The 21,771-nt window shown below is 45.7% G+C and carries 23 protein-coding genes and 1 riboswitch; of the genes, 4 read left to right on the top strand and 19 right to left on the bottom strand.

The annotated features are described in order from the left end of the window. Positions 1–3: 3 nt before the first annotated feature. The 5 genes from PQG66_RS20875 to PQG66_RS20855 form a co-directional block, all read right to left on the bottom strand. Positions 4–630: a cytochrome (ubi)quinol oxidase subunit III gene (locus PQG66_RS20875; RefSeq protein ID WP_272039733.1), complete on the bottom strand. Its 627-nt coding sequence runs from the start codon at positions 628–630 to the stop codon at positions 4–6. Further along, the gene (ctaD, locus tag PQG66_RS20870; RefSeq protein ID WP_442955147.1) at positions 627–2,477 is read right to left on the bottom strand and encodes a cytochrome c oxidase subunit I; all 1,851 of its coding nucleotides are present in this window, start codon (positions 2,475–2,477) and stop codon (positions 627–629) included. The genes PQG66_RS20875 and ctaD overlap by 4 nt, the downstream gene beginning before the upstream one ends. Positions 2,478–2,548: 71 nt before the next feature. After that, a complete protein-coding gene (gene coxB / locus PQG66_RS20865) occupies positions 2,549–3,601 on the bottom strand; it encodes a cytochrome c oxidase subunit II (RefSeq protein WP_272039731.1) in 1,053 nt (350 codons plus the stop codon). Positions 3,602–4,202: 601 nt separating this feature from the next. Beyond that, positions 4,203–4,946 (bottom strand): type I methionyl aminopeptidase, encoded by a 744-nt coding sequence (map, locus tag PQG66_RS20860; RefSeq protein WP_442955143.1) that lies wholly within the window; start codon positions 4,944–4,946, stop codon positions 4,203–4,205. Positions 4,947–5,165: 219 nt separating this feature from the next. Beyond that, complete coding sequence (locus tag PQG66_RS20855; RefSeq protein WP_017690840.1) at positions 5,166–5,354, bottom strand: hypothetical protein; 189 nt, start codon at positions 5,352–5,354, stop codon at positions 5,166–5,168. A 397-nt stretch (positions 5,355–5,751) separates the two neighbouring features. On the opposite strand from PQG66_RS20855, the gene PQG66_RS20850 reads away from it, so the two are divergent. Further along, positions 5,752–6,027, top strand: coding sequence for a transposase (locus tag PQG66_RS20850; RefSeq protein ID WP_272039729.1), 276 nt, complete (start codon positions 5,752–5,754; stop codon positions 6,025–6,027). Between the two features lie 110 nt (positions 6,028–6,137). On the opposite strand, the gene PQG66_RS20845 is transcribed toward PQG66_RS20850, so the two are convergent. Continuing rightward, the gene (locus PQG66_RS20845; RefSeq protein ID WP_272039728.1) at positions 6,138–6,431 is read right to left on the bottom strand and encodes a hypothetical protein; all 294 of its coding nucleotides are present in this window, start codon (positions 6,429–6,431) and stop codon (positions 6,138–6,140) included. A gap of 86 nt (positions 6,432–6,517) precedes the next feature. Here PQG66_RS20845 and PQG66_RS20840 point away from each other — a divergent pair, with 86 nt between their 5' ends. After that, positions 6,518–6,655: a hypothetical protein gene (locus PQG66_RS20840; RefSeq protein ID WP_272039727.1), complete on the top strand. Its 138-nt coding sequence runs from the start codon at positions 6,518–6,520 to the stop codon at positions 6,653–6,655. 55 nt (positions 6,656–6,710) lie between these two features. Here PQG66_RS20840 and PQG66_RS20835 read toward each other — a convergent pair whose 3' ends face one another. From PQG66_RS20835 to PQG66_RS20795, 9 genes are all read right to left on the bottom strand, one after another. Continuing rightward, positions 6,711–7,178, bottom strand: coding sequence for a DUF600 domain-containing protein (locus PQG66_RS20835; RefSeq protein ID WP_272039726.1), 468 nt, complete (start codon positions 7,176–7,178; stop codon positions 6,711–6,713). Positions 7,179–7,192: 14 nt separating this feature from the next. After that, positions 7,193–9,136: a DNA/RNA non-specific endonuclease gene (locus tag PQG66_RS20830; RefSeq protein ID WP_272039725.1), complete on the bottom strand. Its 1,944-nt coding sequence runs from the start codon at positions 9,134–9,136 to the stop codon at positions 7,193–7,195. A 333-nt stretch (positions 9,137–9,469) separates the two neighbouring features. Next, a complete protein-coding gene (locus PQG66_RS20825; protein ID WP_272039724.1) occupies positions 9,470–9,988 on the bottom strand; it encodes a hypothetical protein in 519 nt (172 codons plus the stop codon). Continuing rightward, positions 9,978–13,052, bottom strand: coding sequence for a late control protein (locus tag PQG66_RS20820; protein WP_272039723.1), 3,075 nt, complete (start codon positions 13,050–13,052; stop codon positions 9,978–9,980). The genes PQG66_RS20825 and PQG66_RS20820 overlap by 11 nt, the downstream gene beginning before the upstream one ends. Positions 13,053–13,081: 29 nt before the next feature. Further along, entirely contained in the window at positions 13,082–13,459 is a 378-nt protein-coding gene (locus PQG66_RS20815; protein WP_272039722.1) for a DUF4280 domain-containing protein, read from the bottom strand. A gap of 17 nt (positions 13,460–13,476) precedes the next feature. Beyond that, positions 13,477–14,130, bottom strand: a complete 654-nt coding sequence (locus PQG66_RS20810) for a hypothetical protein (RefSeq protein ID WP_272039721.1) — start codon at positions 14,128–14,130, stop codon at positions 13,477–13,479. Next, positions 14,127–14,624 (bottom strand): imm11 family protein, encoded by a 498-nt coding sequence (locus PQG66_RS20805; protein ID WP_272039720.1) that lies wholly within the window; start codon positions 14,622–14,624, stop codon positions 14,127–14,129. The genes PQG66_RS20810 and PQG66_RS20805 overlap by 4 nt, the downstream gene beginning before the upstream one ends. Next, a complete protein-coding gene (locus PQG66_RS20800; protein ID WP_272039719.1) occupies positions 14,600–15,748 on the bottom strand; it encodes a pentapeptide repeat-containing protein in 1,149 nt (382 codons plus the stop codon). The genes PQG66_RS20805 and PQG66_RS20800 overlap by 25 nt, the downstream gene beginning before the upstream one ends. A 25-nt stretch (positions 15,749–15,773) precedes the next feature. Continuing rightward, the gene (locus PQG66_RS20795) at positions 15,774–17,345 is read right to left on the bottom strand and encodes a hypothetical protein (protein WP_272039718.1); all 1,572 of its coding nucleotides are present in this window, start codon (positions 17,343–17,345) and stop codon (positions 15,774–15,776) included. 270 nt (positions 17,346–17,615) lie between these two features. Here PQG66_RS20795 and PQG66_RS20790 point away from each other — a divergent pair, with 270 nt between their 5' ends. After that, a complete protein-coding gene (locus PQG66_RS20790; protein ID WP_272039717.1) occupies positions 17,616–17,954 on the top strand; it encodes a DUF4870 domain-containing protein in 339 nt (112 codons plus the stop codon). 233 nt (positions 17,955–18,187) lie between these two features. Here the strand turns inward: PQG66_RS20790 and PQG66_RS20785 are convergent, their stop codons facing one another. The 3 genes from PQG66_RS20785 to PQG66_RS20775 form a co-directional block, all read right to left on the bottom strand. Then, on the bottom strand, positions 18,188–19,549 hold the full coding sequence (locus PQG66_RS20785) for a nucleobase:cation symporter-2 family protein (protein WP_272039716.1): 1,362 nt from the start codon (positions 19,547–19,549) through the stop codon (positions 18,188–18,190). Between the two features lies 1 nt (position 19,550). Next, complete coding sequence (locus tag PQG66_RS20780; RefSeq protein WP_272039714.1) at positions 19,551–20,138, bottom strand: xanthine phosphoribosyltransferase; 588 nt, start codon at positions 20,136–20,138, stop codon at positions 19,551–19,553. A gap of 229 nt (positions 20,139–20,367) precedes the next feature. Continuing rightward, positions 20,368–20,467: riboswitch (purine riboswitch) on the bottom strand. Beyond that, entirely contained in the window at positions 20,428–20,595 is a 168-nt protein-coding gene (locus PQG66_RS20775) for a hypothetical protein (RefSeq protein WP_272039713.1), read from the bottom strand. It overlaps the preceding riboswitch by 40 nt. A 152-nt stretch (positions 20,596–20,747) precedes the next feature. On the opposite strand from PQG66_RS20775, the gene mscL reads away from it, so the two are divergent. Continuing rightward, entirely contained in the window at positions 20,748–21,242 is a 495-nt protein-coding gene (mscL, locus tag PQG66_RS20770) for a large conductance mechanosensitive channel protein MscL (RefSeq protein ID WP_272039712.1), read from the top strand. A gap of 218 nt (positions 21,243–21,460) precedes the next feature. Here mscL and PQG66_RS20765 read toward each other — a convergent pair whose 3' ends face one another. Continuing rightward, on the bottom strand, positions 21,461–21,763 hold the full coding sequence (locus PQG66_RS20765) for a hypothetical protein (RefSeq protein ID WP_272039711.1): 303 nt from the start codon (positions 21,761–21,763) through the stop codon (positions 21,461–21,463). Between the last annotated feature and the right edge of the window lie 8 nt (positions 21,764–21,771).

The following is a 21,771-nucleotide window of genomic DNA, read 5'->3' as shown; positions in this document are numbered from 1 at the left end:
GTGTTATCCCACCTTTCCGAGCAGGTACACGACCGTAAAGATGAATACCCACACAACGTCAATGAAGTGCCAGTACATAGCAGAAACATAGACTTTTGGAGCGGTTACGACCGTTAATCCTTTTCTGAACAGCTGCCCGATAATGATTCCGATCCACACAATACCGAATGCTACGTGGGCTCCGTGGAACCCAACCAATGTGTAAAACGCAGAGCTGAAAGCACTCGTGGTCATGCCGAACTCTTTATGTTTGACATACTCATAGAATTCGTAAATCTCCAGACCCAGGAATCCCAGACCCAGAACCACCGTAATGATGAGCCATAAGGCGAGTGCATCCCGCTTTCCTCTATGCATTGCTTGGATTGCGAACACACTCGTTAAGCTGCTGACCAAAAGGATAAACGTTGCTGCTGCCACAAGGGGCAAATGGAATAATTCGTTCGCGGTAGGTCCGTCATTTGTTTGTCCCCGAAGTGCCAGGAAGGTGGCGAAAAGCGTACCGAACAGCACGGTCTCTCCGCCAAGGAACAACCAGAAGCCAATTAGCTTGTTGCGTCCCTCCAGCGTTGCCTTCTCCGGTTCATGCGGCAATTTGCCGTTTACCGGCTCGGCATGTGAGGTTGTCATGTTCTCGCCCCCTTCTCGTCCTGATCCTCCGGTTCAATGTGCCACCCATGATCATCGTATAATGAGCGCAGAGCCATCGCACCAAACGTAATCACCAGACCGATAATAACCACAATATAATTATTGAAAATGAAATTCATAAATTCCAATTGGAAGGTGTCCTTACTAAACATAAACCCTAAACCAGCGATAAAAATACCCACGGACATAACAAACGGCAACGGTGTAGCAGATGGCATGTGAATGGAGCCTACCGGTTCTGCCGGAGTCATCTCCTTGTTGCCTGCCATCTTCTCTTTCCAATAAGCATCAATACCTCGTACCAACGGCGTTTGTTTGAAGTTGTACTCCGGTGGAGGTGATGGAATCGACCACTCCAATGTACGGCCATCTTCCCACGGATCATTTGGTGCACCAATTGGTTTCTTCGTCGTAATTACAATGTTGATCAGGAAGATAATTACGCCGACGCCCATCAGGAACGCGCCGATGGAGCTAACCAGGTTAAGCAGATCAAAATCCTGATTCGGCAAGTATGTAACGATCCGGCGCTGCATCCCCATCAGACCGAGGAAATGCTGTACGAAGAAGGTCAACTGGAACCCGATCATGAATGTCCAGAACGTCCACTTTCCAAGCGTTTCACTCAGAATCCGGCCAAACATCTTCGGCCACCAGTAATGAAGACCTGCGAATAATCCGAGCACTAGTCCACCTACGATAACATAGTGAAAGTGAGCTACGACAAAGTATGTGTCATGGAACTGGAAGTCTGCTGGAGCAGAAGCTAGCATAACCCCTGTAACTCCACCCATAACGAAGGTAGGAACAAATCCGACAGCAAAGAGGTTTGCTGCTGTGAAGCGTATTTGTCCACCCCACATCGTAAAGAGCCAGTTAAAGATTTTGATCCCTGTCGGCACGGCAATCAGCATTGTTGAGATTGAGAATAACGCATTAGCCACGTTACCCAGACCCGTTGTGAACATGTGATGCGCCCAGACCATAAAGCCCAGGAAGGCAATCAAAATCGTAGCAAACACCATGGAACTGTAACCAAACAACCGTTTACGTGCGAAAGTCGGAATAACCTCCGAGATAATACCGAATGCCGGCAAAATCAGAATGTAAACTTCCGGGTGTCCGAAAATCCAGAAGATATGCTGCCAGAGCACGGGGTTACCGCCGCCTGCAACATCGAAGAAATTCGCACCAAGAATCCGGTCAAACGTCAATAATACAAGGCCTACCGTAATGGCAGGAAAAGCGAACAGGATAATGGCTGACGTAATAAACGTGGTCCAGGTAAACATCGGCATCCGCATGTAGGACATGCCAGGCGCACGCATTGTGATAATTGTTGCCAGGAAGTTAATCCCCCCGATGAGTGTACCTAGACCGGCAATCTGTAGGCCTATCGTATAGAAGTCTACGCCGTGTGTTCCGCTATACTCCGAACCGGAGAGAGGTGTATATGCCGTCCATCCTGCATCAGGCGCACCTCCCATAACCCAGCTCAGATTGAGCAACAAACCACCAAACAAAAACGTCCAGAAACCTAAAGCATTAACAAAAGGGAACGCTACGTCACGTGCCCCGATCTGCAAAGGAACGACCGCATTCATAACGGCAAAAATAATCGGCATGACGCCAAGGAAGATCATTGTGGTTCCGTGCATGGTAATCAATTCATTAAACACCTGTGCAGATACAAAATCGTTCATCGGCTTCAATAGTTGAATCCGGATCAAAATAGCTTCAATCCCACCAATACCGAAGAAAAGTCCGCCCGCAATCAAGTAAAGAATGGCGATTTTTTTGTGATCGACGGTGGTGATCCAGTCCATCAAGCCCTTGTACCGCTTGACGCTATGCGCATGAGCCAAGGTTGTGTACCCCCTTCTTCATCCTTGCTGTACTATTCGTAGTCCAATTTGTAATTGGCCAAATATTCGGCTATTCCGTCGATTTCTTCATCCGTCAGTCCCAGACTCTTCGGACTTGGCATCGTATTGCCTTCTTTTACGGATTGTGGGTCATGAAGCCATTCTTTCATGTTATCAAGTACCGGTTTACCTTCTTCCTGACCTTCACGCTGATTCAGCAAAATTCCGGCAACAGATTCCTTTCCACCTATGCCTGTAAGGTTCGGTGCAACAGGTCCACCTTGATCACCCACAGCGTGACAAGAAAGGCAGTTCGTTTTGAATTTCTCGGCGAGCTGCGCATCTTCAGGCAGGACAGCCGGTGCTTTCATTGCATTAACCCAACGGTCAAACGACTCCTGGCTAACGGCCTTAACTTTGAATTCCATGAATGCATGTGATCTGCCGCATAATTCAGCACATTTACCGCGGTAAACGCCTTCATTCGGAGCAGAGAAGCTAAATTTATTCAGTGTTCCATCCGGGTTTGTGTCCATTTTGCCCGCAAGTGACGGCACCCAGAAGGAATGAAGCACGTCAGCGGTTTTCAATTCGAATGCAATTTTCTTTCCGGTCGGGATGATGAGGTCTTGAGCGGTGGTTATGTCATACTGAGGATAAGTGAATTCCCACCAATACTGATGTGAGGTTACCTGGACCTTAACTGCGTTTTTGTCGTTGGACAGATCTTCACCTTGAGCGAAAATCGTCTGTACGGTCGGCACAGCCAAAATAATGACCAGCAATAGAGGAATGGCTGTCCATATTACTTCCAGCTTAAAATTGCCTTCAACTTGTTCGGGTACTTCATTCTGTCCGGCTCGTCTGCGAAACTTGATCAGGACATAGGTGGCAATCGCAAATACAATGATGAGCACCACGATCATAATCGTGATAGACAGCTTCATCAGATCTAATTGGCCTTGTGCCACAGGACCCTGAGGTTTCATTACTGACAAGTCTTCCCGCCCGCATGCGGATAGCAGCAAAGAGAACACCGCCAGCAAGGGGAGAATTCGCTTTGTAACCTGCCACTGTTTCATCATTGATCTACCCCACTTTTTTTACATTTTCGTAGATTACGTTGTCGTCTGTACAAATGTTCATACCTTGTACCATTCTGTACCATAAACATAATCCTCTCCTACATATAGATGAGTTACAAAATAACGCTCCCAGTATTCCCGTGATTTCCTGTACAGGGCATGTTTGCGCATTCTTCCAATTCATTCTATACGCTTCAATCACTTATTAAATATAAGTTGAGGGTATGATTTTGTCAATCTTTGGACACATGTTCACAAATTGTTCACTTTATGTAAAAAACCGCTCTATAGCTTGATTTGCAAACGATTTCACTTAATAATATTACGATTAGGTCCTGAAAAAAATTGCCAATTTTCGGTGATATCACTGGATATACTGACGATTTTTATCACATTGAAAACATGCAGTATTATGCAAAAAATTGATAAAGTTTTTTTGGGCGTCATCTTCCATATCACCTCAATGAATAACTCACATGCTCCACACTGCCTCATTCAAGCTCAAAAGCGCATGGAGCATCCAATCGATAGAAGTGATCAACTAATACAACTCCACTCCCTCACCTGCATATTCGGCCAGTTGTTTTTCACTCATTTCATCTTATGTGCCGCCTGTGAGGATCAGAGGACCCTCATTAGTTATAGCTACCGTGTGCTCATACTGAACTCCCCAACTACCATCGAGCGTTCTCACCGTCCAGCCATCCTCATCCCATACCACTGCTCCGGAACTACCTTTCGTAAAGATCGGTTCAATCGTAATAACCATTCCCTCCGTAAGCAACATTCCCGTTCTGCGTTTGCCATAAGGCAGTACGTTGGGCGGCTCATGAATATACTGACCAATCCCATGACCAATAAGGGGCTTCACGATTCCGTACCGGTATAACCTTGCTGTTCGTTCGATGGCATTCCCAATGTCTCCGAGTGTATTCCCCGGAATAGCCTGTGCTATTGCTCTATACAGCGCCTTCTCCGTTCGCTTCATGAGCTTGCGTATGGATCTGCCCGGCTCATCTATGGCATATGTCCAGGCTGAATCAGCAAGCCAGCCGTCTTTATTCACCACCATATCGATAGTCACCACATCTCCGCTTGCCAGCGCCTCATGATTCGGAAATCCGTGACAGATCACTTCATTAACTGAGGCACATGTCGCATACGGATATCCTTTGTATCCTTTTTGCTCCGGTGTGGCTCCGTGTTCCGCGAGAAATTCTTCTACCCGCTCATTAATCTCTGCTGTTGTGATTCCGGGCACCATCCACTGCTTAATATGTTGGTGACAGCTGTACAGAATTCGTCCCGCTTCCCGCATGTAGCCGATCTCTTCTTTGGTTTTCAAAATGGGATCCACATGCCTTCATCCTTCCTGCTGTAAGTGTACTTCCATATATATGCAAGAAGTGTAGAACAAAGCCCCAAAGTGGCATGAATGTTTAAAGAATGTGTGGACCCACCGTGAATTCTCTGCGTATACGCAAAAAAAACCGTCTGCCCGAGCTTAAGCCCGAGAGACGGTTATATTCATATTGAAACAGTATTAATCAGAGTTGGTGTTGTTTCAGGACACGGAAGAATCCATTTTGACAAGCTCATGCTCAACTACAGAAGTCAATTCTTCCTCATATCCTCCTGTAATCCGGTATTTTCTTACATACTCCTTCACGAATTTTTTTGGATCTTTAGGACGGAAAATCCGAGTCATTTCCCTCAAACTTTCTTTGACCTCATTGTGACCTTTCGTTGCCATTGTAATTCCCTCCCAAAACGTTGAAAGTGAATGCTCCGTTTAGAGAACGCCGAATAAGTCTTAAATGCCATTCATGAAGTGTGTGCGCGGCTTAAAGCAAGCTTTAGGTCGGGAACCTCGCGGAATAGCAAGTACCTGACACTATAAATACCCGATATGATTCAAGTTGAATCATAATCTTATTGTATCATATTCGGAACTCCGTTACGACTTGACGATTTTTCTTAATATATATAACGGTTTTATCACCCAAAAAGTTTAATTCCGAATCATATTTTATAACAGGCGTATTCTATACGGATTAATCTAACCAGCATAACACGCCTGTATTCGGGGAATATTATCACGGATAACCTATATAGTAAAATTACTGAAATCCCAAAGGAGGCACTGTTTTATGGACCGTAAAGAACAGGATATGCTGCCCCTTTCGCATGAAGAGGTGGAAGTAGACGGAGTCTACATCAACGAAGCTGGACGCGAGGAACATTTGCACCGGGGTCAACATTTCCCCGCTGATCCCGTTCTCGGCAAGTCAGAATGGAAATTAATTGAGTACACTTACGATAATCATCACGAAGGACGTACCGATGAACGTTTGGTGCCCAAAGAAAACGACACCGACAAAAATGGAAAAATCGATAGTCCACGTAGACAGTTCCAGGGTGGGTAAACATTGCAGTTAAGGATAATTAATCAGTAAAAAACAGGGGCAGAATGTTCCATAACAGGCTGCTTTTGCCCTTGTTTTCTCATCTCATGTAATCCCTCTAATTTCGCTAGCTAGGTTCCCCTCATATCACTTAACAGGATTTTCTGGGAGGTCTGCTCTAAACGACGAAACTCTTCCATAATTCTTCGTTCCTTGGCAGCATCAGGTCGATATGCAGATATCATGACCCAGTGTTCCTTTATCAAATCCAATCGGTACATTAATGTCGCAGCAATCGAGATATACAAAGCGCCTTCCTGAGCATTCATCACAAGTTCACTGTTGCCCAGGGTGAACGATTTCCCTTGCGGGTTACCGAACGACTTCACACCCGGGTCTTGCATGACTTTGCCACTCTTCTCCATGTTTCCTTCTTCCGATGACCTGTTAAGTTTGACGCTATTACGATATTAAGGATGAAATTAAAGCATTTGATGTGCATACAACCGAAATGATGAAATCTTATAAGGGTATTCCATGGGTTAACCGGTTGATTGATGGTTCATTCGGCATTGGGTGGGGGGGTCTATTTAATGAGCCGCTGCCATCCATATTAGAGAACGAAAATGGCCACACTACGGGCGGCTAGCTCGTAGTGTGGCTTTGTTGGTTGTATTGTATGATTTTGTCGTTGGGGTTGTAAACTATAACTTTCCGCCCACTTCTTCGAACCAATCATCAAATATATGACTAGATAATTTTTCAGGATCATTTGTATATTTTATCTCGTAACTGTACTGAGCATCTAATTTGTTCTTAGATACATCATAAGTCAATTTCATCTCTGTAGGCATTTCCCTATTATTTTTTTGGCATAAATCACTAATTTCACGGAGATTTTTATTTAAAATGTTAAGTAAAGTAACTTGTCTTTCTTTCGAAATATTATAAACAGGTCTTGAATTACTGTCAGTGTCTGATACTGCATCATTAACCTTATGTTTTTTAACAAAAAAATTGTTAATTTGATAAAATACATCTGTACTAAATTGTCCAAATTCATTAGAACCGTATATATATATCATATCTGCCTTATTACTCACATACTCAAGACAAATTGACACCATATCTGCTTGTAGTTCTGAAAAATAATCTTCAAATACCTTTGTCATAATCCAATCTCCTTTTAATTTATTAAATCGAAAACTTTTAGCTCACCATCTATTGTGTAGGTTACATTAAAGCTAGCCGGTCGAAGCGAATCCTCATCATATTTTATTTTTACGTCAACAGTAACATGTTTCGGCGGTTTGGCCTTTAAAGCCCTTGCCCATTCATTTTCTATTTTCTTATACGTACTTAGGTTCACCTTACTTGACTGAGATACAAGGTTGTCAATCTCTGGCGAGCCGCCAAATCTATCTCCCGCCAAATGACCTGCGTGGTCACCTGACTCCTTCCCTGGCGTATTTGCGTCATGTGGTAAACGTTCATCTCTTGCCGTTAATTTTAAATCATCCGTACTAAAGTTTTCAATTCTACCCAGATGATCTGTTTCATAATCGTATTTGTGCTCACCAGCTTTATACTTCACATTCGGTTTTAGTTTCCCTGCCTCATCAAATGGATTATCGACAAAAGTCTTATTGGGAACTTTACCCATCCCCTCAGTTTTCCCCTCACTAACCTTAGTTCCATTTTTTGATGATGGAACTTCTTTTGGGTTAGAGGCATCCTTCGGCTTCGATGGCGTAACTTTTGAAGACGTCGTAGGTGACCCTTTAGAAACGGTCCCTTTCGATGACACACTACTCTCTTTCGAATCCACATGAGAGGTGTGCGGCGATCCCTTGGAACTGTTAGAATCACTGCCTTTCCCGTGATTCCCACCTGTCTTCGAGAACATATAACTGTCATTCTTCACAATCACCGGTACGGTACGGCCGTCTATCGTCTGCATTCGCTCCACTCGCCATGGGACTCTGGCTGCTGCACCTGAGGTCATGTTGCCCAAGGCTTGGCTGATTCGCTCTCCCAGCTTCGTCAGGGATGGCGGCATTAAGGCCGCATTCGTCTTGAGCTTGCCATCCTTCATCACACCGCCTGGAGCGCCGTCTGGCCCATCTCCATGACCATGTGGGACACCACCCTTGGCTCCATCTCCATCTGCATGGCCAGACTTGTTGCCACCACTCCTAACCATCTTGACACCATTTTTGGCAAAGGATACACCACCAACTACGGACGTTGCTGTATCCACGATTCGCATCGTCGCAGCCACATCGTTTAGCCCAGCTTCGTAGCTCTCCTCTTCCGTCATCGTCAGCATGGTGAGGTAGTCTTCACCTTTCAGGTCCTTGAACGGTTTGACATAATCATCGCCTACACTGGATACATCTTGCCAGATCTCTTCTCCTGATTTCTTCCCCGTGACCAGGTCTCCTGTGTAATCAATGGCGTTGTTCACGCCCTGAATTGTTCCTTGGACCGTAGCATTCCGCTCCGTTAATGACCCTACTTGCTCCCCTTTGACCCAGCTGTATAGATCTGTAGCTGCGCCATCCCCGATCACTCCTGTAAATGCCAAATTGGCTACATCACCTACCATACTGAGTAGGCTTTTACCCTCTTCAATCACCCCGTCCAGCTGTCCCTTTTCACGCGCATCCCAGTTTCGTTTCAGCCGCGCTTTCTTCAGGGCACTCTCGCCCATACTGGCCAGACTCTGATCGAATGCAGACTGAATCATGTCAAAGGAACGATGGATCTCGGCTTCCAGAAGGATATGCTCACTCTTGCCGTTGACCTCTTCCACGAGTTCCACGTGGCCCGCCATGGTCTGGATATACAGGCCTTCTGTACCCTCAAGACTCACGCTGGCTCCACTGATATTCAAGTCTCCCATGGATTGGATCTGGACGTGAGTTGTACTATTCAATGTAACCCCGTTACTCGCAGCCATCGAGATATACAAGGCGCCTTCCTGGGCATTCATCACAAGTTCACTGTCGCCCAGAGTGAACGATTTACCTTGCGGGTTACCGAACGACTTCACACCCGGGTCTTGCATGACTTTGCCACTCTTCTCCACATGTCCCGCTTCCGTTGGTTCCTGACGAACCGACTGCATCACCATCGCTTCGTCTTCTTCTGCACTTGGAAAATACAGCTTCTTCGCGACGGATTCAGGTGCAAAAAAAGGTCAATCATGGTGCTATCTGACCATAATGGACCTACTTAATTCAACGCATTAGCGTTATTTAAGTATGTAATTAAAGCATTTTGATGTGCGTACAACCGAAATGAAGAGTTTTCAGACACAACCTAGTCAAAATAAGAATTAAAAAAGGTCGATCGTGGTTATATCTAACCATAATCGACCTTTAGAACGTAGCGATACAACTCTAATAAGATCATCTTCCATCCAATCCCATAGATATCTCCAGATAAATTATGAAAAAACTCAAGTTAAACCATCAACATAATTTAAATACGAATCACTAATATCTATTGATTCATCTTTTGAATACCTTTCCACCCACTCACCAAGCAGGAAAGTAAACCCTCCAGTCTCGAGATATACCCCTTTATCTATTCTTAATGAACCACCTCTTTCTAGAAATCTAATGATAGGTTCATAAATATCTTGAAATTTTATAGCAGTTGTAACTCCCCTCTCTAACAAATAAGCTAGTTCTATATAACGTAAACATATTATCCTGGTAATAGGGTTTGAAGGAATGTCTTGTTCCGGAAATAACTGTTCACTTAATTCCTCAAGATCAAGATCAATATTTATTCCCAATACCTTAATAGGACTAAAGAATAAACTTGAACTAGTGGAAGAGCTATATGTTAGAAATTCCGATGCTCTCCTCAGAAATTCCGATACCAATAAATCATTGGACTTTTTATACTCTGCGTCTATAGTCCAGTCTATTTGTTGTATTCTTTCAATAGCTGTTACAAAATTATAACTCATCCCATTCTTCACCTACTTTTATGCCATAGAATTTATTCAAACCATTTATATAACCTGGAAACGTACCAAATTTGGGCTGTTCTGGAGCCAATTCATGAGCGCCTGGGGGATCAGGATTAAAGCCATCCTTTCCATTCCAAGCATTTGGATTACGATAATCTTTCCCCGATTCCATTAATTTCTTTTCCTCCAATTCGTGTTCTTTTAGTTTAAGAAACCACTTCTTTTGTTCCAAAGTTAACTCCCCTTCAATCGCCTTATGAAAAGCAAATATTACCTCCGAATCAGGTGTTAACTTAGATTTATAATAGTAGAGGCCCTTACCATCATACCATGGTAAATCATATTCCTTTAAGAACATATGCGATAAAAGATCGTTGGCATCCTGTAAGTTTAATCCAGTATTATGAGAAAACTCTTGAACATCTTTATAACTCCAATCCCTTATCTCATTTGCTTTCTTTTCTGCTTTTAAATCAATTTTTAATTTACTTATTTTTGGAGGCTCCCCATATCTTCTAGGAAGTCCACCCGTCCCATCCCCAATGTTAGTTCCATCTTTCGATGATGGAACTTCTTTAGGGTTAGGAGCATCCTTCGGCTTCGATGGCGTAACTTTTGAAGACGTCGTTGACGATCCTTTAGAAACGGTTCCTTTCGACGACACACCGTTTTCTTTCGAATCCACATGAGAGGTGTGCGGCGATCCCTTCGAACTGTTAGAATCACTGCCTTTCCCGTGATTCCCACCTGTCTTCGAGAACATATAACTGTCATTCTTCACAATCACCGGTACGTAACCGCCGTCTATCGTCTGCATGCGCTCCACTCGCCATGGGACTCTGGCTGCTGCACCTGAGGTCATGTTGCCCAAGGCTTGGCTGATTCGCTCTCCCAGCTTCGTCAGGGATGGTGGCATTAAGGCCGCATTCGTCTTGAGCTTGCCATCCTTCATCGCACCGCCTGGAGCGCCGTCTGGCCCATCCCCATGACCATGCGGGACACCGCCCTTGGCTCCATCTCCATCTGCATGGCCAGACTTCTTGCCACCCTTGAGCACTTTGACACCATTTTTGACCAATGGAGCCCCGCCAAATATGGTTCCCGCCGTATCCACAACTCGCATCGTCGCACCCACATCGTTTAACCCGGCTTCGTAGCTCTCCTCTTCCGTCAGGCTCAGCATGGTGAGGTAGTCATCCTTTTCCAGGTCCATGAACGGTTTGGCAAAATCTTCTCCTAAACTAGATACATCTTGCCAGATTTCTTCTCCTGATTTCTGCAACGTGACCAGGTCCCCTGTGTAATCGATGACGTTGTTCACGCCCTGAATTGTTCCTTGGACCGTGGCATTCCGCTCCGTTAATGACCCTACTTCTTCCCCCTTGACCCAGCTGTATAGATCCTTGGCGTCGCTTTCCCCAACAAATGCTGTAAATGCCAAATCGGCTACATCACCGACCATACTGAGCAGGCTTTTGCCCTCTTCGATCAACCCGTCCAGCTGTCCCTCTCTACGTGCATCCAAGTTTCGTTTCAATCGTGCTTTCTTCAAGGCGTTCTCGCCCATACTGGCCAGACTCTGATCGAATGCAGACTGAATCATGTCAAAGGAACGATGGATCTCGGCTTCCAGCAGGATATGCTCACTCTTGCCGTTGACCTCTTCCACGAGTTCCACGTGGTCCGCCATGGTCTGGATATACAGGCCTTCTGCACCCTCAAGACTCACGCTGGCTCCACTGATATTCAAGTCCCCCATGGATTGGATCTGGACGTGAGTTGTGCTATTCAATGTAACACCTTTACTCGCAGCCATCGAGATATACAAGGCGCCTTCCTGGGCATTCATCACAAGTTCACTGTCGCCCAGAGTGAACGATTTCCCTTGCGGGTTACCGAACGACTTCACACCTGGGTCTTGCATGACTTTACCACTCTTCTCCACATGTCCCGCTTCCGTTGGTTCCTGACGAACCGACTGCATCACCATCGCTTCGTCTTCTTCTGCACTTGGAAAATACAGCTTCACCTTCGCGCCGGGTTCAGGCATCATATACCATACCTGACTGCCTTCCGCAGCATATGGGAACCAGCGAGCCTCTCCGGCCTGCTGACCCTCATCCATATCCAGATGAACCTTCACCTGGTTACGTTTCACATCAATGATTTTCCCTTCGATCGCAGCTCCAGTGATCATCGTCTGAAGCTGTCGGGGCAGTGGATGGGATGCTGGTAATGCACATGTATATTTCCATTGTAGCAAGCTTCGTTCCAGCATCGCCTGCCGAGAGATTATGTTGTATACATGGCCATCTGAGGATACTTCATCCCCTAATTGAAACTCCTGTCCCAGATCGAAGGTATATGTTGTATACTTTTCCTCGGTTACTGCATGTTGGCCATGAGCTTCGGTATGTAGATAACGCTCGATATTACGACTCTTCTCAAAAGGAATGGCTTTCAGCTCAAAAGCCCCTCTGCCTTCAGGATAACCAATCCAGAACCTGGGCTTGTGTGCAGTAACATCAGGCACCAGTTCCGCTCCCAGATGGGAAGCTAACCGCTTCAGAAAGCTCCAGTCGGTCTCCTGATACTGCATAATAAAAGCGCCCGTCTTCGTATCTTCAAAGGCAAAATCAATATAGTCTCCTTCAGGATAACCCTTCATAACACGATTAACAATATCCAAGTAGCGCATCTTCTCGTTCTGATAGGATTTGGTTCTCTGCACAGTATCTAGCTCATAGGTATGTGAGATGACAACGGCCATCACATATACAATTCCCCTGTTAACTTCGACCTTGATCTCATGAAGTTGCCCCTTGAACAGGGGCAGTTCTCTTCCAGATTCATCTATCTGGATAAATCCGACTCGATCATGGCTCCCGGCCTTCAGAATCATCGTCTCTTCCCACTCTTCATCGACCCATCCACTGAAAGATAAACAGGCATGTGCTCCTGCTTGCTGGATTAATTCCAGCTTATCCAGACGTATCTTGCCATACGGCCAATGGACATGGATATCTGCATAGGTTAGCGTTGATTTTTCCAAGGTCTGCACCGTGTTCCCCCTTTCTATTCGTCTGTATCTTACATCTGACCGTCCATCTCAATCTTGATAATCCCGCCCTTTCGACATATCAGTTCAGATCGACTGAGCAGAGCAGCCTCACCTTCCACCAACACGTCTTCTTTGCCTTGGCTCCATTTATTGAAGAACGTATCCGGTTCACACACGGCGCCATCCTTTTTACAAAACCCACACCGCCCCACGTTAGCCAGGGGAATCACGTCTGCAACGTTCAATACAGGCTGTTCCTTGATATAAATGCCGTGGGAAAGAGGCAGATTCAGTACACCGGGATCTGACCCCTCACTACAAGAAATCTCAGCACCTCTGACCACATAGGTGAACTCACCATTCAAGCCTCCTGACATCAGAGCTTTGACCAGCATGGGTAGAAGCATTTTATTTCCCTCCTGTGCTATAACTCTAAAGGTTCATTTCCCTTCTCACTCGTATGGGCACATATGAATATCGCCCTTGTTAGAAGCCGCCATAGATGCAGCAGCTCTACAGGAAATCGAACATTTCCCGTGACTGCTCTCCCTCCTACCGAAGTAACGAACACCATGTCATATGCCATTCCCCTGGTTGAGGGTTGAATGGACTCTCCATAGAAGACAACCAGGGAATCTCCCTGCACCTTCTCTTCATGTAGCCACTGCGCTTCTTTTTTGAGCGATCCCATCTGCTCTGTGATAACAACGCCCATTCTCTCAATCTGGCTGACATGTAATGGATGTGATAATCTAGACAGGCATATGCTGATACCTTTTCGCTCGTCGATCCACATCACTTCATCTCGTCCATGGCTGTTTCGCCCCTCCTGCAACTTGCCTCGGGGAACTTGGACCAGATGATCCGGTAAAGGAAGAGTCAGTACCCCTTCCCAGATTTGGTGACTGTTGAGTGTGATGCTCTCCTCATCCGTCTCGATCAGCCCGCGGCGTAGACCAGACGTAACTTCTTCCTGTGTCATCATGTCTTCACTGGATGCTTCAATTTCCTGAATGCGCTTGGCCAGACGGAAATCCCGATCCATTTTCAACAACATCTCATCCCCATAGCGGTTCATTCCAGATCCACCTTTCGCAAAACAAAGCCGCTTAACCCTCTGCGAAGCATACTTTCCGCTAGATCCAAGCGCACAATCACACCACTCCCTCGTGCACCTTCCAAGGTAAACATACGCTGATCTCTAACCTTCTCACCCTGTAATAACAGGTGCTGTATGGAGCCATTCGGATAAAACAAGCTGTTGTCAGACAATGCGAGCACAGCAGGGATATGACATGCCCAGTAACCCAACTGTTCCCCGCTACGTTGATCAATGAAGGTGACCGATTTGAACAATAGTGCTTCATCGACCATCTCCATAAGCCGCTTCATGCGATCACTGACAAAATACGAAGGCCTGCTTATCCAATCCGTCGGCTCTTCATTCATTTGCCGTTCAATCATCATGACAGATGAGAGGGGCAACTCATCAAAACTAGTGGGTAGCGCCGGAGGCCTGAACGGATTCAATATCCGATGATCTTCGGTCAGTTCGTAAAATCGTTGGACCATAACTCCTCCTCTTCCTCACGAGAGACAACCCAGTATATCGATTCCATCTGCTCTTCAGTCAGAACATGCCTATACCGTTCACGATCATGAAGCCAGATCTGTGCCTGACCCAGTCTAGCTCCCTGGAAATCGGCATGGAATAACTGTGCTCCCCTGAGGTCAGCACCTTCCATATTGGCTCCTGCGAAGCAGATTCCCTGAAGACCAAGAACACCTTCCTGAGCTCCCATATTTCCTCCATCACTGACATCAGACAGGTCAGCTCCACACAGATTGCATTCCCGGAATTCAGCATCCATGAGTAGTGCCCCTCGAAGATCAGCTCCACTGAGCTCACTATGTTCCCATCTGGTTCCAATCATTACAGCATTCCTTAAGCTACTCTTGCTCAGGTCTGTGTGACTGAAGTCCGAATACCGGATATCCACGTGATCATATATTCCCTCTGCCAAGGATAATGACGTATAGTCTCCATAAGCGCATTCCAAACCTTCCGCTACAGACAACTTCTTGCGAATGTTCTGAATGTCTCTATACCCGTAGTCCCTGATATATACAGGTTCACTCCAGTCCTTGTATTCACCTACCCTGATCTGAAACAGCTCTGCACGGTCGATGTGTTCCATCTCTTTCAAGTTCACAATATGAGGAACGGCCAAACGTGCAAGCGCAGTGACATAGGCATTGAATCGACTCGCAGACTGCAACATCATCCGTTCAACGTCAGAAGCATTAAGTACACCCCCATAACGTCTCATCTTGATATGGAGATGCTCTTGTAACGAAGACAACGGCTGCATAGCCCATGTCGCATCATATGTATGCAAGCACTCCACCTCGTCCCAATACCATCGGTTGGAGTAAGCTTCCAGTAAGCAGAGGTAATTCCCCTCCAATATAGATGTTCTCAACATCGAACAATGCAGGATTGCGATGGGATCTTTCCCAAGTGTCTGTTGGGCCGATACTGCCTTTAGAACGAGTTGCTGCATGGATTCGACGAATGAATGGATTAGTGCCTCCTGATGTTGTACGATATACGCCCTCAGGTTGGAGAGTTGATCCTGAAGTGCGGGTTCCCATACTTCCTGCTGCAAATGTGCGATCGCTTCCGCTTTGTTCATTTCTCTTCCTTTCTATCACTCATGGCTAATTCATCTTGATCTCCGCTCCATGCATCTTCAGCTCTTCTTCCAGAGTGATGGTGTTGCCCTTTCCGGTTAATTCAACCTTCTCACCTGCGATCCGAATGGTCTGTCCAGACATGACAACATCCTGCCCAGCAGTAATACTGACATTCTGATCACTTACAATCTCGATGCCATTCTCATCACTGACGGTGATATACATTCCACCTGCCGAGATCACAATTTTGTCTGGAGCCAGCATGATCTCTTTCCCATACTTTGTTCGGAATGTCTTGATGTCAGGGTTGCCCATCCGATCTTCAGGCACAGGAGGTGGAGCTACTCTATTAGCCGAGCTAGCGCTGCCTCCACCTGCACCTGCTTGATGACGATTGCTTCCACTTGAACTCCCCCCAGACTGTCCTGAAGAACCCTTTCCAGCCGCTGGTGATGCGGTTGATACCTGTTTTGGTGCAGCCGGTACAATCTCAGGATCTTGTCTTTTTACAGAGCTTATGGCAATGCCATCTTCCTCTTTTTTGCTCGGAAAATAAATACGGATGCTATCGTTCACTTCAGGCATGCAATACCATCCCGTATTGTTCTCGGAAGCATAAATCGTTGAATAGGGGAAGAAATAGGCTGTGCTCTCATCCTGCTGCTCATCCATATCCAGCTTGGCACGGACTTTGTCCCCTTTGACTTGAAGAACAGAAGCTTGAATAGAAGCGCCAATAATGGAAGTATTGTAGCTCTTCTTACAACGAAGCCCCTCAGCTGGATATATGGAATACGTATGATTGAGCAAACTATCGATGAATCGAGTCTTCACTTCACCGACAATCCACTTTTTGGACTTGAACCCTACTTCACTCCCCACTTCGAACCATTGCCTGCTGTCCGCTTCATATACGATATAATCCGGATCTTTGGCACCTGGCACTTTATTTTCCTTGGCAGATCGATAGTCCGCAATTCGTTTGGTCGCTGTATAATGCGTTGCTTGCAATTCACCCTTATACTGGCCTTCGGGTAAGCCAAAATAAAACTTGGGTTTGCCGGAAGCTGTATCCGCTACAACTCCAGTGTAGAAGTGGGATGCCATCCTTTTGATAAATTGCCAATCGGTTTCCTCATATTGCATGACAAAATCTCCGATTTTACGACCATTCGTTACATAATCAATGACATCTGAGCCTTCATAAGGGGATATAATCTTGCGTACCAGATTCTTGTAAGACAGATTAGGGTTCTGGAAGGAACGCTTGTGGAGCTTAACATCTAGCAGGTAGGTATGGGATACAGCGTCAACCATAAGGGTATGTACGCCGTTAATCACATTGACTTTCACATGTAGCACCACACCCGAGAAAAATACCTTTTCGCGTCCATCGTCATCGGTAATTTTCACTTTAATATCCGTCTGAGATGTTGTTGCCTGGACATAGCTGTCTTTGCGCGCTTCCGGGATCACTGCCGTCATTCTCATTCGCGCATGGCCGTTCATCGTTTTATTGACTTCAAGGGTCTGTAGGCGAACAATCTCGTAAGGTGTTACCCGAACCTGACCGTATGTTGTTGCGGATATATTCATGATTGGCCTCCTTGCATTCATGTAACTTCACATTTAATAATGCATTTATATAAATCAGAATTTTATGGAATATATTGAATATGTAGAAAGTCTCAAATTGTATGTGTATACACGCACTTCCATCCATATATGGATCCTTAGTCTTATTTTTTTCTAATCTGTCGCCTTCTCTTCTATCCACCTGAAACAATCGTTGGTCAAACCGGTTCAGTTCTGTCCATCTCCCTCATAGGCTGTATAAAAGCCATATAACAAAGGAGGCTGGGCCGAATGTCACCGATGAAATCATCCAGTGGTCTGGATGAAAATATAGCGGGTATGCTGTGTTATTTATTCACGTTTGTAGGCGGCATCATCTTTCTTGCGGTGGAGAAGCGCAGCCGATTTGTGTTATTCCATGCCCTTCAATCGGTGATCGTTTTTGGTCTCATCATGGTAGGGCATGTGCTGTCCACCTTTCTGCCGCTATTCGGGCCACTTGTAGCTTCAATGTTATCCCTTCTGGGGATCATCGTATGGCTTGTGATGGTAGTGACCAGTCTGCAAGGGAAATGGTTCAAGCTGCCTTGGGTTGGTGATGTGGCCGAGAAGCAAATGCGACATCTGTAATAGGAAAAAACACAAAAACACCGAAACGGTGGGTTCTGCTGAACCCGTCGTTTCGGTGTTTGCTGTGCATATATTATGTTAACTGTTCATAAATAAGATTCATATCCATGACAATATCATTTATAACCTGAATCATTCATGGAATAAATCATTCATGTCCTGAGTCAATATCCGTTATGCCATGAATAATTCACACTGTATAGTTTACATAACAATCACACTGGGAAATTACATTACGCCGTTTTAATGTTTTCCTCAATCATTTCACCCGTGTGCTGCTCCGCCAGCTGAGCGGCTGTTTCTTTGCTACCAAGGCCATTAAACAATAGATTCATGAAAATTGCTGTAAAACTACCCGCAATAATACCGTTCCCCAGCATAATCTGAGCCCAGTCTGGTGCACCTGCGAACAACTGTGGCACTACAGTCACGCCAAGCCCCATGCCAACAGAACACGCAACGATGAACAGGTTTTCATGGCGATTCAGATCGACCTGAGTCCCGATGATGCGAATACCGGAGGATACGACCATGCCGAACAGTGCTACCATGGCACCCCCAAGCACTGAACCTGGTACAAGCTGAGCAAGTGCGGCAATCTTCGGTACAAAACCGATGACAATCAGCAAACCGCCTGCAACGACGATCACATCACGCGTCTTAACACGTGTCATCTGAACAAGCCCTACATTTTGCGAATACGTTGTATAAGGGAAGGAGTTGAATATCCCTCCAAGGACAATAGCCAGTCCTTCTGCACGATACCCACGCGCCAAATCTTTGGAGGTGAGGTCCTTGTCCATAATTTTGCCGAGTGCCATAAATACTCCCGTAGATTCTGCGACACTGACAATAGCGACGAGAATCATCGTGAGAATAGGAACGATCTCAAACGTCGGTTTCCCGAAATAGAACGGCTGCACCATATGGAACCAGCTTGCATCAAGCACAGGAGCCAATTTTACCTCGCCCATCAAGCCAGCCACCACCGTTCCAACGAATAGACCGATTAATACAGAGATCGAACGTATAAAACCTGTTGTGAAACGAGTCATTAAAATAATAAAGATAAATACACCGAAACCGAGTAACAGATTAACACCACTGCCAAAGTCCGGCTGTCCCTGACCACCACCCAGATCGTTAAATGCCACCGGAATCAGTGTCAAACCTATGATCGTTACAACCGAACCCGTAACAACAGGTGGAAAGAGTCGAATCAGCTTGCCGAACAATCCTGAGAAGATGAGCACGAACAGACCTGAAGCAATAATGGCACCATAGATCGCCCCTACTCCGCTTGTCTGACCGATCATGATCATCGGGGAGACGGCTTGGAATGCACAACCGAGCATAACGGGCAGCCCGACGCCAAAATATTTATTCCCCCAGACCTGCAGCAGTGTAGCGACTCCACAGGCAAGAAGATCAATCGCAATCAAGTAGGTCAGCTGCTCTTGAGTGAATCCAAGTGCGTTACTAACAATAAGCGGTACAATGACAGCTCCTGCATACATCGCCAGTACGTGCTGCAAGCCAAGTGAGAAGGTTTTGGCGGGATGCCGGTGACGCTGAAAAATACTTTCGCTTGCCATATCAGTTCGTGCCCTCCTCATCTGCGAATGTCACTTGTCCATTGGACAGTGCCCCTATGCGAACTAAAGATTCTACACGGTAACCCGCCTCTTTGAGCAGGCGACCTCCCGGTTGGAACGCCTTTTCAATCACAATTCCAATTCCAACGACTTCCGCGCCTACCTGCTCCACAATGCGAGCCAGACCGAAGGCAGCCTCACCGTTCGCCAGAAAATCATCAATGATCAACACACGATCACCAGGGTTCATGAACTTTTTGGCAACCGTAATTTCATTCGTCTCCTGCTTGGTAAAGGAATACACTTTCTCCACCAGAATGTCCTGGGTCAGGGTAAGCGACTTCTGCTTTCGGGCGAAGATCAGCGGAACATTCAGTTCGAGTGCTGTCATAATACCTGGCGCGATACCGGATGATTCAATCGTCAGTACACGTGTAATGTTCTCACCTTCGAATCGGCGAGTGAACTCTTTACCGACTTCTTTCATCAAAATCGGGTCCATCTGGTGATTCAGGAATGAGTCTACTTTTAGCACTTGCTCCGACAGGACAATGCCTTCGTGCCTTACTTTGTCTTTTAACAATTGCATTATTTTTTCCTCCCCAAGTTGTGTTTACCTTGATGTGTAATCCATCCGTTCAGTCTTCTCTTCCCCGTGTAAAAAAAACAAAAAGCCCGCCTTTTCACACGTCAATGGCATAAACCGGAGACGGGAAAGACGGACTTGTTCCTCTATGGACAAGCCGCATGAATACAACAAGCACGATGGGACAAAGCTCAAAGTATACTAAGGTATATCTGAACTTAACCCACGCAGCGCGCAGTTGTATCCTTCCCGTAGTCCAATCATTCCGGTGATCGGGTAGAGACATGCAGGCCTATTCCTGCACATATACGAGTAACGGCATATTTAATTCATTTTTCGTTTCCACAATTCGTTGCAATGTATCATTGCGAAACGGAATGTAAAAGTGTAATCTCCACAACAATACGACAATGTTAGAAGTATACCGAATTGGCGGCTTGAAATAAAGAGGTATTTTCATGGAAATTGCGTAAACGATATTTGTTTTACAAACAGGGGGTGATTGATTCTGATTTTTTATGTACAATATGAGAACAAAAGCACATCCCACGGGATTGATCCTGAACACGGGATGAAACATTCTGAATCTAGTCATCAAAGGAGATTGTCGCAATGAGAGGTATATTAAAAGAATTCAAGGAGTTTGCTGTTCGGGGTAACGTCATTGATCTGGCGGTCGGTGTCATTATCGGTGCGGCTTTTGGGAAAATCGTTACGTCACTTGTGAATGATATTATCATGCCCCCGGTGGGGAAATTACTCGGCGGAATTGATTTCAGCCAGAAAATATGGAACCTCGACCCCGGCATGAAAACAGCCAACGGACAAGATATTACGACACTAGCACAAGCCAATGAAGTTGGGGCTACCGTCATTGCTTACGGTCAATTTATCAATGTGTTGATTGATTTCATTATCGTGGCGTTCTGTATTTTCATGCTGGTTAAGGGCATCAACTACCTTAAACGTAAGGAGCCTGCTCAGCCCGAACCGAAAAAAGAAACGAAGACGTGCAAGTACTGTCTGTCTGAAATTCCAGCTGCAGCTACCCGCTGTTCCCAATGTACTTCACAGCTGGAGGATGAAGGAAGCCACGCTCCGGCCTAACGATCGGAATGTACTTCATTCCTACGCACAATGGTATAACATCATGACGCAGGTTTGATGCGTTAATCCTGCTATGCACAAGAAAAGCAGGTATGCACTGATGCGTCACTGTTGAATGCATGTAAAATTCACCAAACCTGCATCAGCCTAGGTTCCACCTTGAAGGTGGGACCTTTTTTAAAATTCAAATTGCTATATATTGTTCCTCAACCCACCACTTAGAAACGTCGGGGCAACAGATGTTCGAGGATTGATTTGAGATCTTTATCTTCCTTGTAGACCTCTTCCCCGGTATCCAGCTCGGTAACTCGAATATATTCAAAATTGGCATTGGCCTCTGTTGGTTTAAACAAAAGCTGAGCTTCATCCTCCAGTCGAACATGAAATCCCATGTCTTTAAACATCGTCGTAAGCTGACTCGTCGCCGGCTCCTGACCTTGTCCTACAAAGATAAGCCCTCTAAGGGTTTTACGCTCCTGTGGTTGCGGATAAATCACCTGAAAGTGTACAATGCATTCCATACGATGGT

It is taken from the genome of Paenibacillus sp. JJ-100, assembly GCF_948329825.1.
GTDB lineage: Bacteria > Bacillota > Bacilli > Paenibacillales > Paenibacillaceae > Paenibacillus.
The sequence above is the reverse complement of the archived record's forward strand: the minus strand, read 5'-3'. Positions and strand labels throughout refer to the sequence as shown.